The 26,581-nt window shown below is 68.8% G+C and carries 27 protein-coding genes and 1 riboswitch; of the genes, 13 read left to right on the forward strand and 14 right to left on the reverse strand.

What is annotated here, in order from left to right; all coding sequences use genetic code 11:
• Window positions 1-180 precede the first annotated feature (180 nt).
• Window positions 181-948: an ATP-binding protein gene (locus ABZ855_RS38605; protein ID WP_360815278.1), complete on the reverse strand. Its 768-nt coding sequence runs from the start codon at window positions 946-948 to the stop codon at window positions 181-183.
• On the reverse strand, window positions 945-1,271 hold the full coding sequence (locus ABZ855_RS38610; protein ID WP_360815281.1) for a hypothetical protein: 327 nt from the start codon (window positions 1,269-1,271) through the stop codon (window positions 945-947). The genes ABZ855_RS38605 and ABZ855_RS38610 overlap by 4 nt, the downstream gene beginning before the upstream one ends.
• A 199-nt stretch (window positions 1,272-1,470) precedes the next feature.
• Here ABZ855_RS38610 and ABZ855_RS38615 point away from each other — a divergent pair, with 199 nt between their 5' ends.
• The 4 genes from ABZ855_RS38615 to ABZ855_RS38630 all read left to right on the forward strand — a co-directional run bounded on the left by ABZ855_RS38615 (window position 1,471) and on the right by ABZ855_RS38630 (window position 3,435).
• A complete protein-coding gene (locus tag ABZ855_RS38615; RefSeq protein ID WP_360815285.1) occupies window positions 1,471-2,364 on the forward strand; it encodes a helix-turn-helix transcriptional regulator in 894 nt (297 codons plus the stop codon).
• Window positions 2,361-2,588 carry a DUF397 domain-containing protein gene (locus tag ABZ855_RS38620; RefSeq protein WP_360815287.1) on the forward strand — a complete coding sequence of 76 codons (228 nt, stop codon included), beginning with the start codon at window positions 2,361-2,363 and terminating at the stop codon, window positions 2,586-2,588. Before ABZ855_RS38615 ends, ABZ855_RS38620 begins: the two co-directional genes overlap by 4 nt.
• A gap of 176 nt (window positions 2,589-2,764) precedes the next feature.
• Window positions 2,765-3,010 carry a hypothetical protein gene (locus tag ABZ855_RS38625; RefSeq protein WP_360815289.1) on the forward strand — a complete coding sequence of 82 codons (246 nt, stop codon included), beginning with the start codon at window positions 2,765-2,767 and terminating at the stop codon, window positions 3,008-3,010.
• Between the two features lie 164 nt (window positions 3,011-3,174).
• The gene (locus tag ABZ855_RS38630; RefSeq protein WP_360815292.1) at window positions 3,175-3,435 is read left to right on the forward strand and encodes a type II toxin-antitoxin system VapB family antitoxin; all 261 of its coding nucleotides are present in this window, start codon (window positions 3,175-3,177) and stop codon (window positions 3,433-3,435) included.
• Here the strand turns inward: ABZ855_RS38630 and ABZ855_RS38635 are convergent.
• The 5 genes from ABZ855_RS38635 to ABZ855_RS38655 form a co-directional block, all read right to left on the reverse strand.
• Window positions 3,353-4,288: a dihydrodipicolinate synthase family protein gene (locus ABZ855_RS38635; protein WP_360815295.1), complete on the reverse strand. Its 936-nt coding sequence runs from the start codon at window positions 4,286-4,288 to the stop codon at window positions 3,353-3,355. The genes ABZ855_RS38630 and ABZ855_RS38635 overlap by 83 nt on opposite strands.
• The gene (locus tag ABZ855_RS38640) at window positions 4,288-5,463 is read right to left on the reverse strand and encodes an ABC transporter ATP-binding protein (protein ID WP_360815298.1); all 1,176 of its coding nucleotides are present in this window, start codon (window positions 5,461-5,463) and stop codon (window positions 4,288-4,290) included. Before ABZ855_RS38640 ends, ABZ855_RS38635 begins: the two co-directional genes overlap by 1 nt.
• On the reverse strand, window positions 5,460-7,451 hold the full coding sequence (locus tag ABZ855_RS38645) for a dipeptide/oligopeptide/nickel ABC transporter permease/ATP-binding protein (RefSeq protein WP_360815301.1): 1,992 nt from the start codon (window positions 7,449-7,451) through the stop codon (window positions 5,460-5,462). The genes ABZ855_RS38640 and ABZ855_RS38645 overlap by 4 nt, the downstream gene beginning before the upstream one ends.
• The gene (locus ABZ855_RS38650; protein ID WP_360815303.1) at window positions 7,451-8,410 is read right to left on the reverse strand and encodes an ABC transporter permease; all 960 of its coding nucleotides are present in this window, start codon (window positions 8,408-8,410) and stop codon (window positions 7,451-7,453) included. Before ABZ855_RS38650 ends, ABZ855_RS38645 begins: the two co-directional genes overlap by 1 nt.
• A 106-nt stretch (window positions 8,411-8,516) precedes the next feature.
• Window positions 8,517-10,163 carry an ABC transporter substrate-binding protein gene (locus tag ABZ855_RS38655; RefSeq protein ID WP_360815306.1) on the reverse strand — a complete coding sequence of 549 codons (1,647 nt, stop codon included), beginning with the start codon at window positions 10,161-10,163 and terminating at the stop codon, window positions 8,517-8,519.
• Window positions 10,164-10,436: 273 nt separating this feature from the next.
• Between ABZ855_RS38655 and ABZ855_RS38660 the strand changes: the two genes are divergently transcribed.
• Window positions 10,437-11,168 carry a FadR/GntR family transcriptional regulator gene (locus ABZ855_RS38660; RefSeq protein ID WP_360815309.1) on the forward strand — a complete coding sequence of 244 codons (732 nt, stop codon included), beginning with the start codon at window positions 10,437-10,439 and terminating at the stop codon, window positions 11,166-11,168.
• Between the two features lie 94 nt (window positions 11,169-11,262).
• Here the strand turns inward: ABZ855_RS38660 and ABZ855_RS38665 are convergent, their stop codons facing one another.
• Window positions 11,263-12,213, reverse strand: coding sequence for a hypothetical protein (locus ABZ855_RS38665; RefSeq protein ID WP_360815312.1), 951 nt, complete (start codon window positions 12,211-12,213; stop codon window positions 11,263-11,265).
• Between the two features lie 80 nt (window positions 12,214-12,293).
• Window positions 12,294-12,842: a SigE family RNA polymerase sigma factor gene (locus ABZ855_RS38670; protein WP_360815315.1), complete on the reverse strand. Its 549-nt coding sequence runs from the start codon at window positions 12,840-12,842 to the stop codon at window positions 12,294-12,296.
• A gap of 176 nt (window positions 12,843-13,018) precedes the next feature.
• On the opposite strand from ABZ855_RS38670, the gene ABZ855_RS38675 reads away from it, so the two are divergent.
• On the forward strand, window positions 13,019-13,447 hold the full coding sequence (locus ABZ855_RS38675; RefSeq protein WP_360815361.1) for a protein-tyrosine phosphatase family protein: 429 nt from the start codon (window positions 13,019-13,021) through the stop codon (window positions 13,445-13,447).
• A 13-nt stretch (window positions 13,448-13,460) separates the two neighbouring features.
• On the opposite strand, the gene ABZ855_RS38680 is transcribed toward ABZ855_RS38675, so the two are convergent.
• Window positions 13,461-13,958, reverse strand: coding sequence for a GNAT family N-acetyltransferase (locus tag ABZ855_RS38680; RefSeq protein WP_360815318.1), 498 nt, complete (start codon window positions 13,956-13,958; stop codon window positions 13,461-13,463).
• A gap of 254 nt (window positions 13,959-14,212) precedes the next feature.
• On the opposite strand from ABZ855_RS38680, the gene ABZ855_RS38685 reads away from it, so the two are divergent.
• From ABZ855_RS38685 to ABZ855_RS38710, 6 genes are all read left to right on the forward strand, one after another.
• Window positions 14,213-15,034, forward strand: coding sequence for an SCO2525 family SAM-dependent methyltransferase (locus ABZ855_RS38685; protein ID WP_360815321.1), 822 nt, complete (start codon window positions 14,213-14,215; stop codon window positions 15,032-15,034).
• Window positions 15,035-15,093: 59 nt separating this feature from the next.
• Complete coding sequence (locus ABZ855_RS38690) at window positions 15,094-16,935, forward strand: SCO2524 family protein (RefSeq protein ID WP_360815324.1); 1,842 nt, start codon at window positions 15,094-15,096, stop codon at window positions 16,933-16,935.
• A gap of 3 nt (window positions 16,936-16,938) precedes the next feature.
• Window positions 16,939-17,856, forward strand: a complete 918-nt coding sequence (locus tag ABZ855_RS38695) for an SCO2523 family variant P-loop protein (protein WP_360815327.1) — start codon at window positions 16,939-16,941, stop codon at window positions 17,854-17,856.
• Complete coding sequence (locus ABZ855_RS38700) at window positions 17,853-18,809, forward strand: SCO2522 family protein (RefSeq protein ID WP_360815330.1); 957 nt, start codon at window positions 17,853-17,855, stop codon at window positions 18,807-18,809. The genes ABZ855_RS38695 and ABZ855_RS38700 overlap by 4 nt, the downstream gene beginning before the upstream one ends.
• A gap of 1 nt (window position 18,810) precedes the next feature.
• A complete protein-coding gene (locus ABZ855_RS38705) occupies window positions 18,811-19,779 on the forward strand; it encodes an SCO2521 family protein (protein ID WP_319204634.1) in 969 nt (322 codons plus the stop codon).
• Between the two features lie 124 nt (window positions 19,780-19,903).
• Entirely contained in the window at window positions 19,904-20,851 is a 948-nt protein-coding gene (locus ABZ855_RS38710; RefSeq protein ID WP_360815334.1) for a DUF6879 family protein, read from the forward strand.
• 142 nt (window positions 20,852-20,993) lie between these two features.
• Here the strand turns inward: ABZ855_RS38710 and ABZ855_RS38715 are convergent, their stop codons facing one another.
• From ABZ855_RS38715 to ABZ855_RS38730, 4 genes are read right to left on the reverse strand one after another with little or no spacing between them, the layout of a single operon-like run.
• Window positions 20,994-22,028, reverse strand: coding sequence for an ABC transporter substrate-binding protein (locus tag ABZ855_RS38715; RefSeq protein ID WP_360815337.1), 1,035 nt, complete (start codon window positions 22,026-22,028; stop codon window positions 20,994-20,996).
• 13 nt (window positions 22,029-22,041) lie between these two features.
• Window positions 22,042-22,824, reverse strand: a complete 783-nt coding sequence (locus ABZ855_RS38720) for an ABC transporter ATP-binding protein (protein WP_360815340.1) — start codon at window positions 22,822-22,824, stop codon at window positions 22,042-22,044.
• A gap of 3 nt (window positions 22,825-22,827) precedes the next feature.
• Window positions 22,828-23,013, reverse strand: a complete 186-nt coding sequence (locus tag ABZ855_RS38725; protein WP_360815343.1) for a hypothetical protein — start codon at window positions 23,011-23,013, stop codon at window positions 22,828-22,830.
• A gap of 30 nt (window positions 23,014-23,043) precedes the next feature.
• Complete coding sequence (locus ABZ855_RS38730; RefSeq protein WP_360815346.1) at window positions 23,044-24,084, reverse strand: iron ABC transporter permease; 1,041 nt, start codon at window positions 24,082-24,084, stop codon at window positions 23,044-23,046.
• A 65-nt stretch (window positions 24,085-24,149) separates the two neighbouring features.
• Window positions 24,150-24,239: riboswitch (cobalamin riboswitch) on the reverse strand.
• Window positions 24,240-24,372: 133 nt separating this feature from the next.
• Between ABZ855_RS38730 and ABZ855_RS38735 the strand changes: the two genes are divergently transcribed.
• Window positions 24,373-26,559: an acyltransferase family protein gene (locus ABZ855_RS38735; protein WP_360815349.1), complete on the forward strand. Its 2,187-nt coding sequence runs from the start codon at window positions 24,373-24,375 to the stop codon at window positions 26,557-26,559.
• Window positions 26,560-26,581 lie beyond the last annotated feature (22 nt).

Raw genomic sequence — 26,581 nt, forward strand, 5'->3', positions numbered from 1 at the left:
GGGATCGTTACCACTATCACCGCTGCGGCAAGTGATCCGAGGGCCGATCGCCTCGGCGCGTCCATGAAGGCCCGAGTAGCCGTATGAGGCCGGAGTCCATCTGAACTCCGGCCCTGTGTGCAGTTCTTCAGCTTCACGCATGAGGCTGTGGCGGTGCCCCTGCGAGTGTGATCGCGGCATTCATTCGATGCGGTCCGAGGTATCGGTAAAGACCTCGGCCCACACCGTCAGGCCCTTTCCTGTCCGCCGTCTTCCCCATCGGGCTGCGAGTACGCCAGTGATCAGCAGCCCGCGCCCGCGCTCTTCCTCCGGCCTCGGGCCCGTCGGCCCGGGTGCCACCGGCCCGTACCCCTCTCCCTCGTCGGTGACGCTGACCGTAGCCGTTTCAGCGGCCAGGGTCAGCGCGACCGTGATGGTTGGGCTGTCGCTGTGTTCCAAGGCGTTGGCCGCCAACTCCCCGGTGATTGTTTCGAGATCGTCCACCGCGCCGGAAGGGAGATTTTGCAACTCGGCCATGTTCCGTACGCAGCGCCGGGCGACGCGAGCAGAGGCGAGGTCAGTACCCGAGAGCGAAAGGGCGGCGAGCGCTTGGAACTCGGCCGAGCTGTGTGCGAGGAGTACCTCATGGAAGTCCTCGTCGTGCTGAGGAGCGCTGCATCTCACTGCATCGAGGCGAGCACCCCGGCACTCGGCGATGAGCAGAGCGTCGTGGAGTGCGTCGGACAACTGGGATGTCAACACACCGAGTTCACTGATCGACAACTCTGGGCCGGCGATCAACTGATGCGCACGGCCGAGGAGCCTGTTGGCGAGGCCGAGTTGGACAACCTCAACCCGGTCGGCGATCCGGGAAACGGGGCCGTCGCCGTCCGAGACGAGGAGACTCGGCTGGCCGCTCGCGCCGGTCCAGGGAAGGAGTCGTCCGTGATCCACGTCATTGTTCGTCATGCCGCCCCCAGTTGGCTGCGGATGCCCTGGGGATTGCTGGCGACGTAGTACGTAGCGTGCCAGGAGGTGTCGCCGAGTAGCCGCCGACGGGAAGCCCTCTCCTCGAACTCGTACGCGGCGAGGTAGGGGCGGACGAGCTTGTTGGCGGTGCCGTCGAGGGGCTCGTACCACGCTCGGACGGTCTCGGCGATTGCGATCTTTGGCTGCGGAATTTGAAGCGCCTGTAGCGGCACCGGTGGTGGCAGGCAAACCGCATGGTGGTGCCCCGCTGGCGCGAGAAGCATCTGAGCCCAGTCGCTGAATTTCCTGATCAGTCGTCGCATGGCAACTCCTGTGACGTGGTTGGCCGAAGGGCACGTGGGCATCGAGGGGTCTTTTCTCCACGCGGCTTGGAGTGTGGCAGAGATCGTCTCGCCATGAGAATCTCATGGCGGACATCTCTTGAAATTCCTCCGTGTGGGTGATCCGACTCCGGGCCCGTGCATGTGAGCGTGGTTGATGACCAGCAGGTGCGCCTCGACAATGGCGTGGACATACAGCGAGAGGACTTCCGTGGGACCGACCACCAGGCGCCGCCAACTCGGCGCCGAGCTCAAGCGGTTGAGGGACCTCAAGGGGCTGACTTTGGAGGTGGCCGGCGAGGCCGCCGGGGTTTCCCGGGCAACCCTGAACCGGTACGAGTCCAATCGAGGACCGGTGAAGTGGCTAGTGGTGGATGCGCTGTGCCGTGCCTACGGCGCTACGGACGAAGAACGCGTTGCACTCGTATCGATGGCCAAGAGTGCCAGGGTGCAGGGCTGGTGGAAGAGTTACAACGACGCGATCCCCGGCTGGATCACACCGTTGCTCACGCTTGAGGACGAGGCGGTCGAAGAGTGTCACTGGGCCAACACCTACGTACCTGGGCTACTGCAAACCCCTCATTATGCGACCGCTGTGATCCAGGCCGCCGAAGTGCGTGCCGAGGCCGAGCTGATCGAGCGGATGGTGGACGTCCGGATGAAGCGGCAGGAGGTCCTGAAGAGGGAGACCCCGCCTCACGTCTGGGCCATCATGGATGAAGCCGTCGTCCGGCGCCTCGTTGGATCACCCCAAGTCATGGCAGAGCAGCTGGAGCACTTGCGTGCTGCGGCGACGACCCCGCATGTCACGCTGCAGATCCTGCCTTTCGCAGCCGGAGCGCACGCCGCCGAAAGCACCAGTTTCATCATCATCAGGGGCCCCGAACCGTCACTTGACGTCGTGCATCTCAGTAACCTCAGCGGAGCCCTGTACCTGGAGAAGGCGCCAGAGTTGGAGCGGCATAGGGTGGTCTTCGAGTATCTGCGGTCCCAGGCGCTGAGCACTTCGGACACAAGTAGTCTCCTCGCGGAACTCGCCAGAGAATTCACCGCCGCAGCGCGCAAGGAGCGATGATGCCACCGGCCCAGGAAGCCGACAGCGACGTCCGCTGGTTCAAGTCCTCGTACAGTGGCGGTTCCGGGAGCGACTGCGTCGAAGTCGCCTTCTGTGGCCAGGTCGCCTCAGTCCGTGACTCGAAGATCCCTCGGCGCGGCATGTTGATCATGCCGACCAGCGTCTTCGCGTCCTTCATCGAGAGCATGGAAGCAATAGCGGACGGCATACGCGATATGCCATGACCTCTCCTTGTTGAAATCACCGACTGGCAACTCGCTTTCTCTGACTGCCTCCGGAGCGCCATGGGTCACATGTCGGGACGAGCCCGTCACACCCCGGCGTCGTGACCCCGCGAAAGGGAGCCACAACCGCCATGAACACGCACCCGGCAAACTCCGGCCCGTCTCATCTTCCGCCCATGCGCACCATCGGCGAACTCCGTGCCGCCCTCACTATGGGCTATGGCTTTCCCGGAGACGGTGACGACTTCGAGGCCGAGTTGGCCCGCGAGATCAACCACTCCGACCCCGCCGACCTCACCGGAGTCGTTCGTCTGGTCGAGGAGTTCCGTAGCCGGGTCATCGCCCGGCAGGATCCCGACTTCGACACTGCTGTCGACTTGGCTGTCGCGGAGATCCGTGCGGTCCGAGGGGCTCTCCGGTGACCAGCGAACAGCAGAAGGTCGTCGTCTGGATCACGCAACAGGTCGTCGAAGGGATGCGCGCCAAACTGGGGAACGCGCCGAAGCGCGGTTGACGGGCCCGATTGCGACGAGCGTGGATTTTGATATCGCGGCAATGTCGCAGCCACCGGATCGAGGAGAGTCGCATGACACGAACCGTCATCGATGTCGACGACGAGATGCTCACGGAGGCCGCGAAGATCCTCGGCACTGCAACGAAGGCCGTTACGGTGAACGCCGCCCTGGAGGACGCGATCAAGCGGAGGAAGCGCACGTCGTTCCTGGGCTGGCTCGCGGAAGGCGGCCTTCCCGACCTGACCGCCCCTACAACAACCCCGCCCCCGCCAAAAACTTCCCCACCCGCTCCACCTCGTCCTCCGACAGTGGAATCTGCGGGTCGGCCGTAGCCGGGCAGTCGATGACCCCCCGCAGATACAGCGCCGCCTTGAACGCCCCCAGCCCCGCCGAGCTGCCCCCCATCCGTACCGGATCCCCCGCTCCCACCATCCCGAACAGCGCGCACAACCGTTCCTGCTCGGTGCGGGCCCGGTCCCAGTCGCCCGCACGGCAGAAGCGGACCAGGCGCACGTAGCCGTCCGGGTCGACGTTCGCGAGGCCCGGTACCGCCCCGTCCGCGCCCGCTGCCAGGGCCGAGTCCACGAGCAGTTCGCTGCCCGTCAGGACGCTGAAGCCGCTGACCCCGGGGTGTTCCCGCGCGCCCGTCACCACCGAGCGGAACGATGCGAGATCCCCGCTGGAGTCCTTCAACCCTGCCAACACCCCGTCCGCCGCCAACTCCAGCACCAGTGCGGGGGGCAGTTTGCTGTGGACGGAGGCCGGGAGGTCGTACGCCACCACCGGGACCGGGCTGCCCGACGCCACCAGGCGGAAGTGGCGGGCGATCTCCGAGGGGTGCGTACGGGTGTAGAAGGGGGCCGTGACCACCACCGCGTCCGCGCCCGCCGCCGAGACCGACCGTACGTGGTCCAGTACCCGGGGGGTCGTCATGTCGATCGCGCCCGCCAGGACCGGCAGCGCGCCGGCGACATGGCCGACCACCGTCTCCACCACCAGCCTGCGCTGATCGTCCGTCAGATACGCCGCCTCCGACGACGAACCGAGCACGAACAGGCCGTCCACGCCCGCCTCCACCAGGTGGTCGACCAGCCTGACGAGTGAGCGTACGTCCACCCCGCGGTCCGGTGTCAGCGGAGTGCAGACAGGAGGGACGACACCGGTCAGCGGGGTGGGGAAGGTCATCAGGGCTCCCTGGGATCTTTCGGGGTGTGCGAGGGGGCTACGGGGGGTGCAGGCGCTGCGGGGGTTGCGGGGGTTGCGGGGGTGGCAAGGGTTGTGAGGGGTTTCCGCAGGTCAGTCGGCGTGGCGGGCGCGGCGGTCACCGCCTGGGCGACCAGTTCCCTTGTCGTCCGGCCCTCCTCCACAGGGTGATGGCAACGGAAACGGTGTCCCGGGATTGACGCGGCCGTGAACTCCGGCATCACCTGCGCGCACACGTCGGTCGCCTTCCAGCAGCGCGTCCGGAACGGGCAGCCGGAGGGTGGACGCGTCGCCGAGGGGACCGGGCCGACCAGCGGGATCGGGTCGATCGGGTCCAGCAGGCCCGGCGTCGCCGAGAACAGGGCCCTGGTGTACGGGTGACGGGCCCTGTCCGTCACCTCGGCCGCCGGGGACTCCTCCACGATCCGGCCCAGGTACATCGTGATCACCCGGTCACTCATCCGCCGTACCGTCTGGATGTCGTGCGAGACGAAGACCAGGGCCAGGTTCAGGCGCTCCTTCAGGTCCAGGAGAAGGTTCAGGATCTGGGCGCGGACCGACACGTCCAGGGCGCTGGTCGGTTCGTCCGCGACCACCAGGTCGGGGTTCAAAGCCAACGCGCGGGCGATCGCGACTCGTTGGCGCTGGCCGCCCGACAGCTGGCCCGGGAGGCCGTCCGCCAGGGCTCGCGGGAGGCCCACCAGGCTCATCAACTCCCGTACCCGCTCCTCCCGTTCCTTTGTCGTGCCCCGCCTGTGCACGTCCAGCGGGTCGCGCAGGATCTGGCGGATCGTCAGGCGGCGGTTCAGGGCCGTCGACGGGTCCTGGAAGATGATGCCCGTGCCCGTGCCGATCGCAGAGCGGCGCTCCGGCGGCTTCATCGACCACAAGTCGGTGCCGCGGAAGGCTACTTGGCCCGACGTCGGCGGCTGTACGCCCACCAGGACCTTCGCCAGCGTCGACTTCCCGCAGCCCGACTCGCCCACCACGCCCACCGTCTCGCCGGGCGCCACGCGGAAGTCGGCTGCTGTCAGGGCGTACACCCGGTCCCGGGTGAACAGGCCGCCGCTGCGGGCCTTGTGGACCACGTGCGTGTTCGAGAGCTCCACCAACGGGGTCGTGGCCGGCGCAGTCGTAGCTGCCGTACTGGTGCTCAATTCACCGTCTCGCTTCCCGTCGGCTCCGGCGTCATCAGGTCGATCGCCGGATGGTGGCAGGCCGCCAAGTGGCCCTGGGTGCCCAGGAGATCGGGGGCCGTCGTACGGCACACCTCGGTCGCCATCGGGCAACGGTCCGCGAAGCGGCAGCCCTGGGGGAAGTCGGCGGGGGAGGGGACCGTGCCCTTGATCTGCGTCATGCGCAGTGCCGCCGACTCCAGGGACAGCACACTGCCCAGCAGGCCCCGGGTGTAGTGGTGGGTCGGGGCGCCGACCAGGTCCGCCGTCACGCCCGTCTCCACGATCTGGCCGCCGTACATCACGACCACCCGGTCCGTGACGTCCGCCACCAGGGCCAGGTCGTGCGAGACCAGGATCAGGGCGAAGTCCAGTTCCTCGCGCAGACGGAGGAGCAGTTCGATGATCTGGGCCTGGACCGTGACGTCCAGGGCCGTGGTCGGCTCGTCGGCGACGATCAGTTTCGGGTCGCGGGACAGGGCCATCGCGATCAGGACCCGCTGGCGCTGGCCGCCCGACAGTTCGTGCGGGTAGCTGCGCAGGGTGCGGTCGGGGTCCAGGCCCACCAGGCCCAGCAGTTCCTCCGGGGTGCGGTGGCCTCCTCGGCGTACGACCTGTTTGAGCTGCGAGCGGATCGTCATCGCCGGGTTCAGGGACGACAGGGCGTCCTGGTAGATCATCGCCATCTCGTGGCCCAGCAGTTTGCGTCGCACCCGCATGGGCTCGGCCAGCAAGTCCCGCTGGTTGAAGCGGACTTGGCCGGTGACCCTGGCCCCCTTCGGTTCCAGGCCCATCACCGTCAGCGCGGTCAGCGACTTGCCGCAGCCCGACTCGCCTACCAGGCCCAGGACTTCACCGGGGTGTACCTCGAAGCTGATGCCGTCGACGATGTCCACGCCCGCGTGCCGGGCCGCGAAGCCGATGGTCAGGTTCTCGACCGCCAGTATCGGCAGGCCTGTGGGGATCGGTCGGGCCTTCGCGCGCAGTCGCCGTGCCGCGTCCGTCAGGCCGGGCAGGGACAGGAGCTCGCCCGTTCCCGGCTCGGGCGCCTCCAGCCGGTCCTCCTCCTCCCGTACCTCCACGTCCCGCGCCGCCGGCGCCGCCCACGCGTCCGAGACACCCTCGGAGAGCACGTTCAACGACAGCACCGTGATCAGCATCAGCAGGCCAGGGAAGACCGTGGCCCACCAGCCGCCCGTCAGGACCATGTTCTTGCCGTCCGCGATGACGCTTCCCCAGGACGGGTCCGGCGGCCGTACGCCCGCGCCGATGAACGACAGCGACGCCTCGAAGACGATCGCCTCCGCCACCTGCACCGTGCAGAACACCAGCACGGGCGCCGCACAGTTGATCGCCACGTGTTTCAGAACAATGTGCGGCGTGCGGGCGCCGATCACCCGTTCCGCCGTCACATAGTCCTCGCCGTACTGGTCCAGGACGTTCGCCCGCACCACGCGCGCCACCGGCGGGGTGAACAGGAACGCGATCGCGCAGATCAGGACCGTGATGCCACCGCCGAAGACCGCGACGAGCACGGCGGCCAGCGCGATGCCCGGGAACGCCATCACCACGTCCAGGCAGCGCATCAGCGTCTCGTCGAGCGCCTTGCGCGACGTTGCCGCGACCGCCCCGATCAGCGCGCCCACGGTGAGGGCGAGTGCCGTGGCGCCCAGGCCGATGGCCAGCGACCAGCGCGCGCCGTACATCAGCCGGCTCATGATGTCGCGGCCCAGGCTGTCCTGGCCCATCCAGTGCTCGGCGGACGGGGCTCCCGTACCGCCGGTCAGGGGCTGTTGGTCCAGCGGGTCGTCGGGGGCGATGAGCGGGGCGAAGACCGCCACGAACACCACCAGCGCGAGGAAGCAGACCGCGACCCGGGAGAGGACCGGGAGGCGGCGCCAGCCGCGCAGCCGGATGCCCGGGCGGGACAGGAGGGCGGCCAGGCGCCCCCTCTCGAACATCATGAACATCAGGCCGCATCCCTCAATCGTGGGTTGACCAGGAGATAGAGGATGTCGATGACCAGGTTCACGACCACGAAACCGGTCGCCGTCGTCAGGACCACTCCCTGCACCACGGCCGGGTCGCCGTTCTTCACGGCGTCGATCATGAGCTTGCCCATCCCGGGCAGCGAGAAGATCGTCTCGATGACGACCGCGCCGCCGAGCAGGTAGCCGACGCGCAGGCCCAGCACCGTCAGCGGGTTGATGAGCGCGTTGCGCAGTACGTTGCGGCCCACCACCACCCTGGGCGGCAGCCCGCTGCCGATCGCCGTACGGACGTAGTCCTTGTCCAGTTCCTCGACCACCGCCGTACGGACGATGCGCGTGAGCTGCGCCGCGACCGGGAGGGAGAGCGCGAAGGCCGGGAGTGTCATCGTCTTCAGCCAGCCGGTGAAGGAGTCGGCCGGGTTGATGTAGCCGCCGGTCGGGAACCAGCCGAGGTCGACGGCCAGGTACTGGATCATCAGCAGCGCCAGCCAGAAGCCCGGCGCCGCGACACCGGTCAGCGACACGACGCGGATGATCTGGTCGGGGAGGCGGTCCCGGTAGATCGCCGCAGTGACCCCGCCCAGCAGGGACAGGATCACGGCGATTCCCAGGCCCATGAAGGTGAGTTGGAGGGTGAGCGGCAGGGCGGTGGTGACCTGGTCGAGCACCGGCGCGCGGGTCAGCGCGCTGATGCCCATGTCGCCGTGGAGCAGGTCGCCGATGAAGTGGAGGTAGCGGACGGGGAACGGATCGAGCAGGCCGTTCTGTTCGCGGAAGTCGTGCAGTTGCTGCGGGGTCGGGTTGGCGCCCTGGAAGAAGGCGGAGGCCGGGTCGACGTCCGAGAACCGCATGACGAGGAACACGAACAGCACGATGCCGAGCATCAGCGGGACGAGCAGAATGATCCGGCGGGCCAGGATCCTGGCGATGGCGACCACGTACGAACTCCCGAACTCCCGTACAGCTAGGGCGATTTGGCGGTGACCGGACCCACGGCTGAATCCATGGTTGAAATCACGGCTGAAACCATGGCTGAAACCATGGCTAGACCCACTTGGCCTGGAGGAGGTTGATGCCCGGGTACGGCTGTGCCCTTATACCGGCGAGCTTTTTCGGGTTCCAGGCAGTCATCAGCTCGTTGTGGACGACCGGGTAGAGCACGGCCTCCTCGGCGACGATGTCGATGTAGTCCTGGATCATCGTCTTCTTCTTCTGCGGGTCCGGCTCCTGCGTCGCCTGGTCCATGGCCCGGAAAAGCTGCTTGGCCACGGAGTTGTCGGCCCAACGGGCGTAGCCCATCCAGAGGTTCTGCGGGCCGTAGTTGTAGTGCATGATCAGGTCCGCGTCGAGGCCGAACTGGTTGGGGTTCGAGGCCGCCGACACCACCTGGTAGTCCTGCTTCTGGTCCATCTTCGTGAACACCGCTGTGGTTTCCTGCGGGTTGAGGGTCGTGGCGACGCCGATCGCGTCCCAGGACTCCTTGATGGTGGGCAGGCAGTCGACGATCCAGCTGACGTTGACGGACAGGATCTCGATCTTCAGCCCGCTGACCCCGGCCTCCTTCAGGAGCGCCTTCGCCTTCTCCGGGTCGTAGCCGTAGACCGTCTTCGCCGGCCGGTAGCCGGGGTTGGCCTCGTTGAGGAAGGACGTCGACGGCTTGCCGTGGCCCCGCAGCGCCCTCTCGACCATCTTCTCCGTGTCGATGGCGTAGTGCAGGGCCTGGCGGACCCGTACGTCGTCGAAGGGCTTGTGCTTGGTGTTGAACATCAGGAACAGGTTGTTCATCCCCGCCCCGCCCTGGACGTCCATCCCGCCGCTCTTGAGCTGCTGGATGTTGGCGTACGGGATGTTGTCGGCGATCTGCGCGCCGGCGCTGGACCCCGAGATCTTGGCGACGCGGGGCGCGGCGTCCACCATCGTCATCCAGTTCATCTTCTTGAACGCGGGTTTGCGCGGACCGTTGTAGGCCGCGAACGCCTCGAACGTTGTGTTCGACTTCGGGTGGTGCGCGGTCTGCCGGTACGGTCCCGAGCCGATCGCCTTTCCCTTGATCGCGTCGTCCCAGGCGCCCGGCTGGGAGAAGACGTGCTTGGGCATGATCTTCGCCAGGGTGAGCCGGGAAACGCCTTCGGGGAAGGGGAACTTCAGCACCAGCTCGACATTCTGCGCGTCGACTTTTTTCACTTCTTTCAGCCAACTGGCGAAAAACCCCTTGGCGAGTGTCTGGGTGTTCGGATCAAGGATTCGATCGAATACGAAGACCACGTCGTCGGCGGTCACCGGTTTTCCGTCGTGGAAGGTCGCCCCGGCCCGCAGCGCGAACTTCCAGGAGGTACCGGAGAGGTCGGCCGGTACGGCTGTGGCGAGCGCGGCGTACGGCTCGCGGGTGATCGGGTCGGTGTCGAGCAGACCCTCGTAGATGTGGTTGTTGGCCGCCATGGAGAACGCGGAAGCCGTCTGAGTGGGGTCCCAGCTGCCGTCGTTGCCGTAGCCGATCACGGCCGTGAGCGTGCTGTTCGCGCCCCCGGTGCCGCCCCCGGTGTCGTTGGTGGACTCGGGGCCCGACGAACAGGCCGACAGCGACGAGGAGATGGCGGCGGCGGCACCCAGTGCGCCGGTGTACTTCAGGAACGACCGGCGGTGCGGGGCGGTCGATGCGTCGTGGGTCACGTAGCGGGTCACGTCGCGCACGATTCCTCCAGCGGGGTGGGGGGCCGAAAAGGTGAGGAGATACGACGTCCTACGTCATAGGGGGCAGCGCGACCATAAGAGCGGCGATGGGGCCGGTCAAGAGATCGCACACGAATGGCGTAGCTGCCAGAGGTGCGACCAATGACGATATGAAATTCGACCATCGGAAACGTCGAGGGCTGAGATCGAAAGACGCGTGAATTCACGGCGGCCCGGATTTTGATATGCCTGGAGGTGGGACGTCGGATGTCCGGCGAGCGTACGATGCGCCGCATGTCTCAGGAGTCCGGGAAGCGACGCCGGCCCGAGCGGCGGGTGAGCGGCCAGGTCCAGCGCCAGGTCATGCAGTTGATTCTCGACCGCAAACTCCGGGCGGGCGCACCGCTGCCCACCGAGGTCGAGCTGATGGAGACCCTCGAGGTCAGCCGCAACTCCGTCCGCGAGGCCCTCAAGGCGCTCCAGGCCCTCGACATCGTGGAGATCAGGCACGGCTACGGGACGTACGTCGGACAGGCGTCGCTGGCGCCGCTGATCGACGGACTGACGTTCCGTACGCTCGCCCGGCACGACGGGGACGGAGCCGCGCTCGCCGAGATCCTCCAGGTCAGGGAGGTCCTCGAGGACGGCCTCATCCGGCGGGTCGCGGCGGTGCTCTCGGACGCGCAACTCGACCGGCTGGAGTCGGTGGTCACCCGGATGGAGGAGGCGGGCCGTGCGGGCCGGCGCTTCCCCGAGCTCGACCGCGAGTTCCACGAGGCACTGTACGGACCGCTCGGCAACGCCCTCGTGCCGCAGCTGCTCGCCGCCTTCTGGACGGTGTTCCGCCGCGTCTCGGGCGCCCGGGGCTGGCACGACGACCCGGCACCGGAACTGACGGCCCGCAGGCACCGGGACATCGTGACGGCACTCCGCGCGCACGACGTAGAGGGCGCGCAGCGGGCGCTGGCCGTGCACTTCCGCGGGATAGAGGCGCGGGCGGCACAGGAGTCACGAGGTGTGGGCTGAGGATGGCGAGGGGTACGGGGAGACGGCTCCGGGTACGTGAAAGGGGGCGCCGACCCCTGTACGGCGCCCCCCTCACGTGCCCGTCGCGGTCTGCCTACGGCAGCGCCTTGTCGTACCCCGCGTCCGTGTCCGAGTCGTAGACGACCTTGCCCGTGGTGTCGTAGCCCAGGACGTGCGGAGCCAGGGTGACCTGCGTGTTCAAGGTGCCGGTGGCCACGAACCAGCCGTGGTCCAGGGCGGCTTCACTGGTGCTGCCGCCGTACGAGACGGTCACCCGGGCCACGGAGGGCTCGACCCGGCCGATGGAGCCCCAGCGGAACGGCAGCTTCCAGTTGCCCTTGTCGATGAACGACTGCTGGTAGAGCTTGCCGGCGTTGATGTCGGGCATCACCGGGCCGCCGTTGTCGAACTCCTTGCCGCCGGCGCTGATGCCGAGGCCGCCCACCTCGCCCTCCCTGATGTTGCAGATCAGCTGGGTCAGCTGCGGCGCCTTCTGCTGCTCCTTGACCGCGACGACGAAGAAGCCGTCGCCGGGGGCGTTGGAGTCACCGGTGCTGTTCATGGCCAGGATGATCCGGTAGTCGGCGGCGCGGCCCACCTCGGTCCGCGGCCCCTTGTCGCCCCGGGCTTTCTCGTTCCCGCGTTCCCAGGCGATGCACCTCTTCAGCCCGTCAGCGGCCTGCGCCAGCGTGATCCCGTCCACCAGTTGGCCCGGCGTCGCCGGACCGACCGGTCCAACGGGCTTCGACTGCACGGGAGTCGGGGTCGTGGGCTGCGAAGCGCTGACCGACGGCAGTGGCGCCGCCGTGTCCACGCTCCCGCCGCCGCCGTTCCCGCTCAGCGCGTAGGCGCCCACGGGTGCCGCCGCCAGTGCGACCAGTACCGCGCCGGCCGCCGCCACACGCCGTCGCCGCTCGATCGCGCCCTTGCGGCGGATCTCCGGATACGGCGCCGAAGAGGGCCGGATGGTGTAGGCGTCCTCCGCCATCATTTCGCGCACCTGTGCCTCGAAGTCCTTCCCGTGTACGACCGGTTCGTTGTTCACGTGCTGTCCTGCTTCTTGTGCCTGTGTCGGCTGGTCCGGCTGATCCCGGTCTTCCGGTTGCTGCGGCCGCTGTTCCCCGTTCACCGGACGCCCTCCCGAACGTGTGCTGTCCGGCTGGGCTCGGGCCGGCCGACGACCTGGGCCAGCCCCGGATACGAACGCAACTTCGCCAGCCCTTTGGACGCCTGGCTCTTGACCGTGCCCTGGGAGCAGCCGAGGGTGTCGGCGACCTCCTGCTCGGAGAGGTCCTCCCAGTAGCGCAGGACGACCACCGCCCGCTGTTTGGGCGGCAGTTGGGCGAGGGCACCGAGCAGAGCGCTGCGTTCGTCGGCCCACGAGACGGCCTCGTCCCGGCCCACCACGTCGGGCGGCGCGTCGGTCAGCGCCTCCCGTACGCGTCGCTTGCGGAACCGGTCGCTGTTGCAGCTGACCAGCATCCGCCGGACGTACGCCTCCGGATTGTCGGTGCGGGAGACGCGCCGCCAGGAGCGGTACGCCTTCGCCAGCGCCGTCTGCGTCAGGTCCTCGGCGTGATGGGCGTCGCCGGTCAGGAGATACGCGGTACGCACCAGGTGGGACCACCGCGCTCTGACGAATTCATGGAACTGGGCCTCTTGTTCGGCCTGCATCGAGTACCCCCTCGCCCACCAGACCACCGTTTCCCCGAGATCGGTTGCCCCGGATTCGGGACCGAGTTCGAATGGGCCGATGGATGAAGATGGATGAACCAGTGGACCAGAGAGTGGGTGAGCCAGTGGGCCGGGACGGAGGCCGGGAAGTGGGCCGGGGAGCGGGTCGGCAGGCGGTGGAGCCGTGGGACGAGGGGGCCGCGGGCGTGCTCCGGCTGCCCTCCGGGCGGCTGGTCCGAGGGCGTGGCCTGCGCCGGCCCCTGGACCCGACGGCGCCCGTCCCCACGTACGCCGTGTATCTGCTCGGCGGGCCGCCCCCGGCGGTTCCCTGGGAGTTCCACTGGCTGCGCTGGCCCGACTTCCGCCTTCCGAAGGATCGGGCGGACGCCCGGGCGGCCCTGGTCGAGGCGTGGGAACGGGCGGCGGTCGAGCGGGTGGAGGTCGCCTGCGGGGGCGGGCGGGGGCGTACGGGGACGGCGCTGGCGTGTCTGGCGGTGCTGGACGGGGTGCCGGCCGAGGAGGCCGTGGCCTATGTGCGGGCGGGGTACGACCGGCACGCCGTCGAGACGCCCTGGCAGCGGCGGTACGTCCGCCGGTTCCGGTGAGGCGGCGGACGTCTCACAGGTGCAGGCTCATCACGAGGCGGTCGGCGTTCGGCCCGAAGTAGTCCTTGCGCGGGGCGGATTCGGCCGCGAAGCCGAGTGACCTGTAGAGCTCTATCGCGGCGGTGTTGGTCGGCTCCACCGTCAACAGCACCTCGCGCACGGCGTCTTCGCGCAGCCGCCGCAGCACCTCCTTCATCAGCTGCCGGCCGTGGCCGCGCCCGCGCTGGTCGCGGGTGACCCCGAGGCTCAGTATCCAGCCGCGGTCGGGCCTGCGGGGCATGCCGACCAGGACGTAGCCGTGCAGGCCGTCCTCGCCGCCGTCGAGGACGAGCATGTGGTCGGGGTACAGATCGAAGAGCTGGCGAAGCGTGAAGAAGGGGTACGGGCCCTCCGGGAAGGCCTCCGCGTCCAGCCGCACCAGCTCGGGCAGATCGGCCTCCTCGACCTGGCGGACATGCGGTGACGCACCTGCGGCGGGTGTCCGAAAACCATCTGCGGGAAGAGTGCTCATGCGTCCCCCTGTGGCGCGAGTAAAGTCACGTTGACACCCGTACGGGTGGTACGGGCGGGACGGTGCGTTCTCTGCGTTTCGCCTGCGTTTCGCCTATGTTCGGCAGGTGATCGACGGATTCCACCAGCATTACGCGATCTGATCCGATCGCTCAAGGCGCATTCAGGTCCAACCTGCGGTCACAGTTATTTCGCGAAGTCGTTCGCGTTCCGTCAGGGGGCTCCGTAGCGCCGGTGATCTTGATACGGTGAACCATGGACTTGGGATCGCCGGGGGAAAAACACAGGCAAGCCGTGCCCAACGCACAGGCTCCTTGGGCGGGATTCGATTCGCGTGCCTACGTCAAAGCCAACTATCTCCGGTTGCATGACGAGGACGCCGAGATCATCTCGATCATGCGGGATCACTTCGGTGACTACTTCCGCGAGCACCGTCAGGACGCCGACCCGGTTATTGGTATCGATGTGGGCGCGGGTGCCAACCTCTACCCCGCGCTGGCCATGCTCCCGTGGTGCAAGGAGATCACGCTCGTCGAGCGATCACCGCAGAACCTGGAGTACCTGGAAAGCCAGTTGGAGTCCTACGACGAGAACTGGAACCAGTTCTGGACGGTCCTGCGCGAGAACGCCGAGTACCAGGCGTACCAGGGCGACCCGAGGCGCAGGTTCCACGAGGTCACCCGTGTGGAACCCGGCAACCTCCTCGACTTCGACCGGATCGCGCGGCGGGGCCCCTGGTCGGTCGGGACCATGTTCTTCGTCGCCGAGTCGATGACCACCGAGCGCGAGGAGTTCGACCGGGGCGTGGGCTCCTTCATGCGGGCACTGGCTCCCGGGGCACCCTTCTTCGCGGCGTTCATGGAACACTCGGAGGGGTATCACGTAGGCGCTGAATTCTTCCCGGCGTGTGATGTCGGTGAGCAGGAGGTCTACGAAAGCCTGGAACCGTTCGCCGGGAAGATCGACACCCTTCGGCTCAAGCGGCTGGGTGCCCCGGGGAATCTGCGTAAAGGATATTCCGGAATGATCGTCGCCTACGGCCGCCGGAATTTGGATTCTGATATTCCGGAATCGTAGCGACAGCGGTAGCAACTTCCAACAAAACATGGCAGCGCGGCCTTGTGAGGGGCATGGGCATGCAGATCAAGCCACGTCAGCATCTGCTGGACGTCTGGCAGGCGATCGGCCGGCACTCGTTCGACGGGGACGGCTGGGCCTGGGGCAAGTGGGGCGGGCAGAGCAGTGTGGCCGATGCCGAGCGGCTGCTCTGTCTGCTCTACCCGGCCACCGAGATCCCGGCGTTCCGGCTCGACGACCCGGACACGACACAGGACGACGTCCAGAAGGCGCTCCGTAGGGCCGGCGGCCGGCTGGAGATCCCGGTCAACGTGCTGACGGCCGCCGCCGAGTTCATGCGCAACCACACCGGCGACGACAAGAGACCGACGTTCGCGGGCGGTTACTACTTCCACTCCCGGGACACCGCCCAGGACCTCACCCCCGAGCAGCGTCAACTCGGCGTGGTGGACAGCTACTCCATGTCCGTCACCCTGTGCCTCGCCACCCTCGGCTTCCTGAAGATCTACGAGACGAAGACGCGCCGCACCGAGGTACTGGATCTCATCCAGGAACTCCGCACGGCCACCAGCGTCAGGCTCACGGCGGCCATGGTGAGCCTGCTGCGTTCGTTCACCGTCAATGTCTTCGACGTCGACTCCTCGCAGGGCAGGACGCTCTCCGAACTCCTCGGCCAGGGGCGGCTGTCCCAGCGGATGGTCCTGCAGAAGTTCCAGCGCCGCTTCGAGGCCCTGCGCGCCATCGTCAGCGAGAGCCTCGTCCTCGGTGTCGATGTCGAGGAAGGCCTCGCGGACCAGAACCAGCTCTTCGAGTGCGGCTGGGCCTGGAGCCTCGTCAAGGACGCGCCCGAGGTGGAGACCGACGAGGAGATCGGCCCCCAGCCGGCCGGCATCGCCAACGCCGTGCCCTACCTCTACTTCACCGTCGTCGCCCTCGACGGCATCCAGGACCTCTTCTCCGACCGCACGCTGACCCTGGGCCTGCTCAACGCCGAACAGCAGAAGCTCGCCGAGGCGTTACGCCTGCGCTGGGAGATCACCCAGCAGTACTGGTCGGCCATCGCCCGCTTCGACGCCGACCGCTGGCCCCTGGAGGACATCCCCTGGCGCACGACAGGACAGAAACTGGAGTCCGAGTACTTCTCCCTCTCCGTCGCCGCCATCCTCGTCCACGACCTGGTCCGTCGCCGTGCCACCGACGACGACCTGACCCGCACGGTCGGCATCATGGAGCGGCTCGCCGAGCGCGGGCGCATCACCAGCCGGATGACCGTCACCGACAAGGCCGTCGCACTGCACAACCCGGGGATCATCCTGCCGCTCCAGGGCAGTGAGCGCATAGGACCGCCCATGCAGTGGCGGATGAACGACTTCTCCGCCCAACTCCTCAAGCGGACCATCCAGTTGTGCACGCTCTCCCGCAACCTCGTCTCGCACGACCGGCTGCTCAGGCTGGCCGAGGACATCTTCGGGCACATGTGGCGGCGCCGGATCGGCGGCGGCGACGGCGTCGGCCTGTGGGACAACGTGCACGCCGTCTACCCCGAGTCGCCCGCCACCGACCGCCCGGTGTCCTGGAGCGTCACCGAGCGCGTCACCGAATGCCTGGTCGCCGCCCACCAGCTGTACCGGCAGCCACCCATCCGCTCCGCCGAACTCGGCGTACTGGCAAGGGCGTTGCTCAGCGAGTCGACCCATCTGCTCGGCAACGAACAGATGGAGCCCGCACCCGCAGCCGACGGCAGGCGCGGCATGGACCTCAAGGGCATCGAGGTCAAACTGCGCCGGGCCAGGCAGCTCATCGACGAACAGCCCGGCACCGCCTGCGCGTTGACCCTCGACGTACTCGGACAGCTCGACGCCCTCGCCCGGGCCCGCGACGCGGCGACCCAGGGGGCGTGAACGATGCTCGTCTTCGCCGCCTCCGACAAGGGAGGCACGGGCCGCTCGGTCACCAGCGCCAACCTCGCCTACCACCGGGCGATCGCCGGTGACGACGTCTGCTACCTGGACTTCGACTTCGGCTCGCCCACCGCCGCCGCCGTCTTCGACGTCGACATAGCGCAGCGCGAGGTCGGTGACCGGGGCCTGCACTCCTATCTGGAGGGCGACGTCGGCGAACCGGCCCGCGTCGACGTCTGGGCGGAGACCGAACACCGGGTGCTCACCAACCGGCCCCCCGGCTCGGGCCGCCTCGTGCTCATGCCCGGCGACCTCGGCGGCGGCGAGTTCTCCACCACCGGCGAGAACCTGCGCCGCTGCGTCGATCTGCTGCTGCGCCTCAACAGCGAGTTCGACCTGATCATCGTCGACCTCAGCGCGGGCCGCAGCTACGCCGTCGAAATGGCCCTCAAGGCCACCGCCGAACCGCAGTTACGCGGCATCGAGGCCCGCTGGCTCGTCTTCCACCGCTGGACCCGCCAGCATGTGATGGCCGCCGCCGGACTGGTCTTCGGCCCCCGCGGCATCATGGCCGGCGGCATCGCCCGGGGCCACACCGAGGAGGCGCTGCGCGGCGCCATCCGCTTCGTACGGGCCGCCGTACCCGACCCCGAGTCCTCCCTGTGGTCCCAGGTCGCGCCCACCCAGTCGGCGTGGATGCGCGAGTGCGACGCCGACCTCCAGGCGCTCGCCTCCAACCGGGGCATCGGCTACACCCAGGTGCTGGGCTCCGTACCGCTGGAGCCCGTCCTGCAGTGGCGCGAGCAGCTCATCACCGACGAGGACGTCCTCGACAGCCAGATCGCCAACATGGAGACCTGGCAGGCGATGAGCGACCTCGCCGGACGACTCACCGACGACAAGTACTGGGGGCAGCCGTGACCGGCCCGGTGTTCCGCGAGACCGCGGCCGAACCCCGCACCCAGTCCGTACCGCTGTCCCATCTCTCCCTGGAACTGGGCCACTTGTACATGGAGGACTTCGCGGCCGGCCCCGAGCGGCTGCGCGAGCACTTCGCGGAGGTACGGATCTGGGTGGACGCCGCGAAGGCCTCCGCCGCCCGGCGGCTGGGCGGCAGGCGGCCCCGGATCAGCACCTGCTTCCTCATCGACGACTACTTCACCCGCTTCTCCACCCCCGCCGAGCTGATCCCGCAGATCCTCGCCGAGGCCGACCGGGCCGGACTCACCATCGACTACCTGGCCAGAGAGTCCGGCTGCGCCGTCGCCGACAAGATCGAACTGGCCGAGTCGGTGATGCACCGCCTCGTCGAGTCCCCGCCGCCGGGCACCTACGGCTCCCGGCCGCCGGTCGGCGAGACCGGCTGGCTCGCCAACGGCCAGCGCACCCCCGGCGCGCGCACCGCCATGGCCGAGATCACCGAATGGCGGCCACCGCACGAGACCGCCGCCCGTATCCACTCCGTGTTCATGGACGTCGAGCTGTGGTCCGAGCGGGACGGTACGCGCCTGTGGTCCTGCCCGTTCCTCGCCGCCGTCTGGCAGCTCGCCCGCCTCGGACTGCTGCGCCACGGCGGCGAACCCGTACTGGTCCCGCGCGCCCGGCCCACCGGCGGCTTCCCCCACGACTGGGACGAACTGCCGCCGCTGCTCCAACTCACCGAATCCGCCGCGCCGTTCAGCGCGTACCGGACCTGCAGCATGGTCGGAAACCGGTTCCTGGCCGTCGAGGACGCCGTCCGTCTCATCCTCGACCAGGTCGACGTGGACGACGGCGCGCTCGCCCAGGCCGACGAACGCTCCGCCCGGGAGGGCGCACCGGTGCCCGAGGCGGTCGCCCAGCGCGTCACCTACGTCTTCTACGAGGAGCCCTGACATGCGGCCCCGAGCGCAGACCGCGGCCCCCGTCCTCGCCTGCGGCGAGGTGCGCACCAGTCTGCTGCCCAGCTTCCAGGCCCTGGACAGCCGCACCGCCGCCCAACTGCTCAGACTGCGCGCCGACGAACGCGTCCGGGTCTCCGAGCGCCCCAACCTGTACGCGCTCTCACCCGACGTACTCACCGGCGTCGACTGCCCGCTGCCCACCGCCAACGGTGCCAGGGTCCGGGCCGTCGGCACGGTGGCCGCCCGCGCCGCGCTCACCGAGGGGCGCGTCCTGCAGACCACGGCGTACTTCCGCATCCCGGCCACGGGACCCGACGTACGCCGGCCCTGGGGGCACTATCTCGTGCGGCCAGGAGTTCTCGAACCCTTCGGGAAACTGCCCGAACAGGCCGTCGTGGAAGGAGTTCTGAAAGACAGTCAGCGAGGCGCGCTGGACCTCGGGATGATCGCCGAGAGCCTGCTCGCCCAACTGCTGAGGCACCCGCTGCTCGACCACAAGGTTCCCTTCAAGTCCCGGCGCACACACCTGCGTTGGGCGGCACTGCGGGCTCCGGACGGTGCGGGGGCGTCGATCGAGAGCTTCGTGGTGTCCGAGGAGGGCCTGCGGACCGTGCGGTTGCGGGTGCCGGACGGTACGGAGACGGCCGCGGTGGCAGGACTCTGCGAGGACTTCGCGCTGCACGACTGGCTGCTCACGACCGTGGTCCGCATGCTCGACCGCAGCAGGACCGGACCGGTGGACGGGCCGGAGGCGATACTCGCGCTCCGCCCCGCCGTCGACCATCTGCTGCACGTGTGGATGCCGCGCGCCCGAGTGGACCGGGACCTCGGCCACCTGTGGGACGTACTCGAACAGGAGCCGGGCTTCAGCCGCCAGTGGCAGACCCTGGTCCAGCGCATCCGCGATCAACTGGCAGTCCAGTCCATTCCGTTACTGCACAAGGCGTTGGCTTTGAGCTGACGCCGATACATCGAAACACCCGACGGGGGAGGTTGAGGTGAACGGAGCACAACAGGCACAACAGGCGTTACGAGCACAACAGGCCCTGCAAGCACAGCAGGCTCAACAAGCACAGTTACAGGCTGTGGCCGGGCGACAGGAGCGCAACTCCAAGCTGCTGCGCAAGACCCTGCTCACGGCACTGGTGTCCGCGAGCACCTACGTACTCACGAACGTGCTCAACCGGAACGCGGACGAACTCTGGAAACTGACGGTGACCTTCCTCATCGGCAGCGCCGCCCTGATCGTCCAGTACCTCGTGGACTTCGAGGAGCGGATCAACTCGATGGAGCAGAGCCTCTCCGCGCACCACGTGGAACTGCAGACCGCGGTCGAGAAGAGCTTCGCGGGGATCAACGAGGCGACCGAACTCTTCAGCCAGGTGGACCGTTCGGTGCTGCGCTCCGACGGGGTGACCCGACTGGCCCGTGCCTACACGCAGTTGGGGCACCAGGAGTCGAACCTGGTGAAGACCTTCTCGCAGGAGGAGATCGGTAGGCTGGCCACCCAGATGGAGAGCCTCAGCTCCGGCAGTGTGACCTGCATGGGCGAGAACAACGACTGGCTGATCGACCTCACCACCTGTGTCGGGACGTCGATCGACGCCACCAGCACGGACGTCGACCGCCAGTTCTGGTACAGCGAGGCCGCGATCCGTTATCTGAAGGCGCAGGAGGACGCGCACCGGCACCGGAACGTGACGGTCCGGCGACTGTTCCTCGTACGGACCCAGGCCGAGGTCACCGAGGAACTGGAACGGCTCTGCGAGAGCCACCGGGACCTGGGCATCGAAACACGCATCGCCGTCCGGGAGTCACTGGCGCCCAGTGCCCGGCTCCGGATGACGAACGACTTCATCGTCTTCGACGGTGAACTCTGCTACGAAACGACGCCGGACATGGACCAGAAGCCGGCCGAGACCACCCTCAAGACGGATAAGGAGCACATCGAGGAGCGGGTCAACCGGTTCAACGTCATCTGGGACGCCACGGAGCCGGCCAACCAGCCCGGCACGGCCGCGGGCTCGGCGTGATGCCCGGTCCCTGACGAATGCTGTCGGCCGCCCCGCCGTCGAGCCTGCCCTGGTCGCGGTTCCGCAGACCTCTGGCCGACGACGGGGCGGTGCCGGCAGCGGCGTCGGCGTCCCGTCGACGTCACCAGCTTGTGATCAACGCCTACGAAGCGGGCCCGGTCTTCGCCACCGACCGCAGATAGGCGCCGAGCCGCGCGATCGCCGACGGGTTGCGCGGGCTTTCGACGAGGTCGACGTAGTCGAGGACGAAAACGCGCTTGTGCTTGATGGCGGAGACGTTCTTCAGGGGGCCGTACGACAGCAGGAACCTGCGCTTCTGCTCCGCGCTGACGTCACCGTAATTGCAGATGACGATGACGTCGGGGTCGCGCTCGACCACGGTCTCCCAGCCCACCGTCGTCCAGGAGTCGTCGAGGTCGTGCATGATGTTGACGCCGCCGGCCTTGCTGATGACCTCCTCGGGGGCCGCGTACCGCCCGGAGGTGAAGGGTGCGTCCGTGCCGCTGTCGTACAGGAACACCTTGGGGCTCTTCGCGGGCGCCTCGGCCCGCACGGCCGCCACCTGCTTCTTGAAGCCCGCGATCAGGGTGGCCGCGCGCTGCTCGACGCCGAAGAGCTTTCCGAGGTTCGTGAGGTCGGTGTAGAGGGCGTCCAGCGGCGGCATGATGCCGCGCGAGGTCTTCGTACGGCCGTTGCGGCAGGACTCGGTGAGGATGTACGAGGGGATTCCGAGCTTCTTCAACGCGTCCGGGGTGAAGCCGTTGTCGTCGCGGAAACCGTAGTTCCAGCCGGCGAAGACCCAGTCGCCGCGCGCGTCGAGGACGTTCTCCTTGGTGAGCTGCTGCTTGGACAGCCACTTCACCTTGTCGTAGCCGTCCTTCCAGGGGACGCCGGTCAGATCGCCCTTGTCGTCGGGCATGGCGAACCCCGCCATCCGGTCCTCCAGACCGAGCGCGAACATCAGCTCGGTGATCCCGACGTCGTTCGTGACGACCCGCTCGGGCACCTTGTCGTAGGTCACCTGCCGACCGCAGTTGGTGAGGGTCACAGCGGACGTGGCGGACGAGGCGGACGAGGACGCCTTCGCCGAGGGCTGCTTCTCCACGGTCGCCCCGCATCCGGTGGCGGGGAGGGAGAGGAGGGACAGCAGGGTGGCTGCCGCAACTGGCTTGCGCATGGGGGGCGGTTCCTTACCGGGAGGTCTGGGGTGGTGAGGCGGGAAGCAGGTCGAAGAGCAGCTGTACGGCACCTGTCTCCGGATGCCGTACGGGATGGGCGCGCACCCCGAACACCTCGGCCAGCAGCTCGGGTTGGAGCACCTCGTGCGGCGGGCCCGACGCGACGACCCGGCCCCCGGCGATGACGTACAGCAGATCGCAGTGGGCGGCGGCGAGGTTGAGGTCGTGCAGGGCCGCCAGAGCGGTGAGGCCGCTGGCCCGGACCAGGGACAGGACGTCCAACTGGTGCGCGATGTCCAGGTGGTTGGTGGGTTCGTCGAGAACGAGGACGCGTGGCTGCTGGGCCAACGCCCGTGCGATCAGGACGCGTTGCTTCTCGCCGCCGGACAGGGCGAGGAACCCGCGGTCGGCGAGGTGCGTGACGCCGGTGCGTTCCATGGCGGTGGCGCAGATGTCCCGGTCCCCGGACGCCGTACGGCCGAGGTGCGGCAGCCGACCCATCGCGACCACCTCGGAGACGGTGAAGTCGAACTCGGCGGACGACTCCTGGGGCAGCGCGGCGAGCACTCGGGCGGCGGCCCGGGGTTCCATGCGGTGCACGTCAACCCCGTCCAGCGACACCGCGCCCGCCGACGGCCGCAACGCCCGGTACACGGACCGCAACAACGTGGACTTCCCACTCCCGTTGGGCCCGACGAGCCCCACGAAGGCCCCGCTGTCCACCCGCATGGTGACGTCCTCGACCAGCCGCACGGAACCCGCGTCGACCGACACCTCGTCCATATCGAGCCGCATGGTTCACCGTCCTCCGAACGCGCGGTGGCCGCGCCGCCCCAGCGGCTGGGCGGCCGCTGTGCCTCTCGCGGCGGCGGCGGTGCGTCTCACGGGGCGTACGACCCCCGCGTCCACCACCCCGCCGGTCACATCCAGCCGCATCGCGGCGGCGATGGTGTCGTCGGCGGGCCGCACAGCACCGCCGTCCACCGCCCTACCCTCCCCATCGAGCCGCATCGCTCACCGCCCCCCGAACGCATAGCCGCCGCGTCGCATCAGCAGCAGGAACGCCGGTACGCCCACCACGGCGGTGATCACGCCGACCGGGAGTTCCGCCGGGGCCAGGAGCAGGCGGGAGAGTACGTCGGCCCACACCAGCAGTACGGCCCCGGCGAGCGGCGCGACGGCCAGTACCCGGCGGTGGTCGGCGCCCACCAGCATCCGTACGACGTGCGGGACCATGAGGCCGACGAAGCCGATGGCTCCGCTGACGGCGACGACCGTGCCGGTCACCGCGGCGGTCACGAGGAACAACTCCCGGCGCAGCCTGCCCGGTTGGACCCCGAGCGCGGCGGACGTCTCGTCGCCCATGGCGAGCGCGTTGAGCGACTCTGCGCGCCGGGCGAGCCACGCCCACCCGGCGAGCACGGTCACGGTCGCGATCGGCACCTGCGCCCAGGTCGCCCCGCCCAGACTCCCGAGCAGCCACATCATGGCCGACCTGGCCGCCTCACCCCGGGCCGCCCCGAACACCATCACCGTCGTGACGGCCTCGAAGCCGTACGCCAACGCGGTCCCGGTGAGGATCAGCCGCAGCGGGGTGAGCCCATGGGCGGCCGACCGGGCGACGGAGTACACGAGCACCATGGCGGCGAGCGCGGAGGCGAACGCGGACACGGACAGCGCCCACACTCCGAGCCCGGCGAACGCCCCCAGCAGGATCACGGCGTTGGCCCCCACGGCCGCACCGGAGGAGATCCCCAGCACGAACGGATCGGCGAGCGCGTTGCGCACCATCGCCTGCACGGCCACCCCGACGGCCGCGAGCCCGGCCCCGACGACGGCGGCCAGCACCACCCGGGGCAGCCGCAGCTCCCAGACGATGGTGTAGGAGGCGAGGTCGTCGGCGCGGATGGTGCCACCGGTGGCCCCCGCCCACAGGAACCGGAGAACCTGCCCCCAGCCGATCCCGGACGCCCCGAGCCCGACCCCGCACAGCAGGGAGAGGAACAGGAGCACGACCAGCCCGACAACCAGCGGCACGACGGGTATTCGGCGCACGATCGAACGGTCCTTCGCCTCGGCTCGCAGTCCGCGGCGAGCGATCACATGGGCACGCGCACCTCGGGTGATCGGGCTCGCACGCCGAAGTCCGGGCCGGACAGCGGGCGTACATACCGTTGCGGGTCAGCGCCGGATTCGCACCGGACTTCCCCCAGGGGACGCGTTCGCGAGCGTAGCAAACGCGTCGGACCGGTCATTTCGGGGCCGTCGGTTGCGGACGGCCGGAAAATTTTGGGTGACCGGACGGTGTGGGCCACAACCGTTCGGGAGAGGCGACCGTCTCTGATGAGCGTGAGCCTGGGCCCGAACGTGAGTATGAACGTGAAGACGACGACAACGCCGACGCCGACAACGCAAACGACGCCGGCCGAAGGACAGGCCGGGCTGCGGCTCGACATCCAGGGCCTGCGTGCCGTCGCCGTGTCGCTGGTCGTCCTCGGCCACGCCGGTGTGGCCGGATTCGGCGGCGGCTATGTCGGTGTCGACGTCTTCTTCGTCATCTCGGGATTCCTCATCACCTCCCTGCTGGTACGGGAGTTGAGCACGAGGAGCGGGCTGTCGATCCGCAGGTTCTACGCCCGCCGGGCCCTGCGTCTCCTCCCCGCCTCGACCCTCGTCGTCGTGGCCACCCTCGCCGGTTCCTGGCTGTTCCTGTCGAGGGTCCGCTTCGAGGAGTACGCCGGGGACGCGCTCAGCAGCGCCTTCTACGCGGTGAACCTGCGCCTCGCGGCGAGCGGCACCGACTATCTGGCCGAGGGGAGCCCGCCGTCCCCGTTCCAGCACTTCTGGTCGCTGGCGGTGGAGGAGCAGTTCTACCTGCTCTGGCCGCTGCTCCTCATACTGAGCTGGCGGCTGGCGCGCCGACGGCGAGCACTGGTCGTGGCGGTGCCGCTCGCGGTGCTCTGCCTGCTGTCGTTCGGGCTGAGCGTCGCCGTGACGGAGTACGCACCGTCCTGGGCGTACTTCGGTTCGCACACCCGGTTCTGGGAGCTGGGCGCCGGCGCCCTGCTGGCCCTCTCCGCCGACCGGCTGCGCACGCTGCCCGCCAGGCTGACGGCACCCATGACCTGGACCGGCCTGGCCTGCATCCTCGCGTCGGCGACCCTCTACGGCAAGGACACCCCCTTCCCCGGATATCACGCGCTCCTGCCGGTGCTCGGCGCGGTCCTCGTCCTGGCCGGCGGCTGCGCGCCCTCCCGCTACGGCGTCCAACTGCTCCTCGCCAGAAGGCCGTTGGTCGAGCTGGGCGGACTGTCGTACGGCTGGTATCTGTGGCACTGGCCGCTGCTGCTCATAGGCCCGGCGGCGCTGGGCCGGCTCCCCGGAACGTCCGACGTCCGACTGTCGCTGCTGCTCTGCGCGATCGCCCTGGGCCTGTCCTGGGTGACCCTGCGCCTGGTGGAGAACCCGGTCCGTTTCCACTCGGCGTTCCGTGGCCGCCCGGGGCGTGCGCTGCGGCTCGGGGCGGGTCTGTCGGCGGGCGCGGCGCTGATCGCCGTAACGGCGGCCGCGTTTCCGCCCGCGATCGACTCGGGCACCACCTCACCCTCGCTGCGGCAGGCGCTGGCCACCGCGCCGGACCCCCAACTCCGGCTGCGTGAGCTGCTGGAGACATCGGCGACCAGTCTGCCCAGCAACCTTGCCCCGCCCCTCACCGACATCAAGTCGGTGCGGTCGGCGGTCTACCGGGACGGCTGCCATGTGGCGTACGGCAGTACGAGCGTCCCGCCCTGCGAGTACGGGGACCCGGCCTCCGCCAAGGTCGTTGTCCTCTTCGGCGACTCCCACGCGGCCCAGTGGTTCCCGGCGCTCAACCGCCTTGCCAAGGAGCGGGGTTGGAAGCTGGTGTCGCTGACGAAGGCGTCGTGCAAGGCGGCGAAGGTGACCCTGCGGCGCTTCGGCGGGCCGTACGCGGCGTGCGACACCTGGCGCTCCCGGGCGATCGCGAGAATCGTGTCGCTGCGTCCGGCGCTGGTGATCGTCTCGTCCTCGGACGCGGGCGATCCGCTGTATCCGGAACCCGACCCCGTCAAGCAGTGGACGGACGGGTTCCGTGCGACGTACGACGCGGTGGGGGCGTCGGGGGCGAGGGTGGTCGCGTTGCTGGACACGCCCTGGCCGCGGGTGGACGCGGTTGACTGCGCCGCGATGTTCTCGCTTCGGCTGGATCGGTGTGCGGCGCGGTTGCCGGGGGCGATTCGGGATGCGTCCCGGCGGGGGGCGGTGGTTGAGGCGGCGGGGGAGTCGGGGGCGGTGGTGGTCGATCCTGCGCCGTGGGTGTGTACGGCGGGGGGTGACTGTCCTGTGTTGGTGGGTAATACGGTCGTCTATCGGGACGACAGCCATGTGTCGGAGGGGTTCGCGGAGGCGGTGGCGCCGGTGCTGGGGGAGAGGCTGGGTTTCTCGCCCCCGCCGCCCCTACCCGTCCCATCCCTGGGGGCTGCCGCCCCCAGACCCCCGCTTTCGCGCTGAACGCGCTCGTCCTCAAACGCCG

The organism is Streptomyces sp. NPDC047042 (genome assembly GCF_040644035.1).
In the GTDB taxonomy this organism is placed as follows: domain Bacteria; phylum Actinomycetota; class Actinomycetes; order Streptomycetales; family Streptomycetaceae; genus Streptomyces.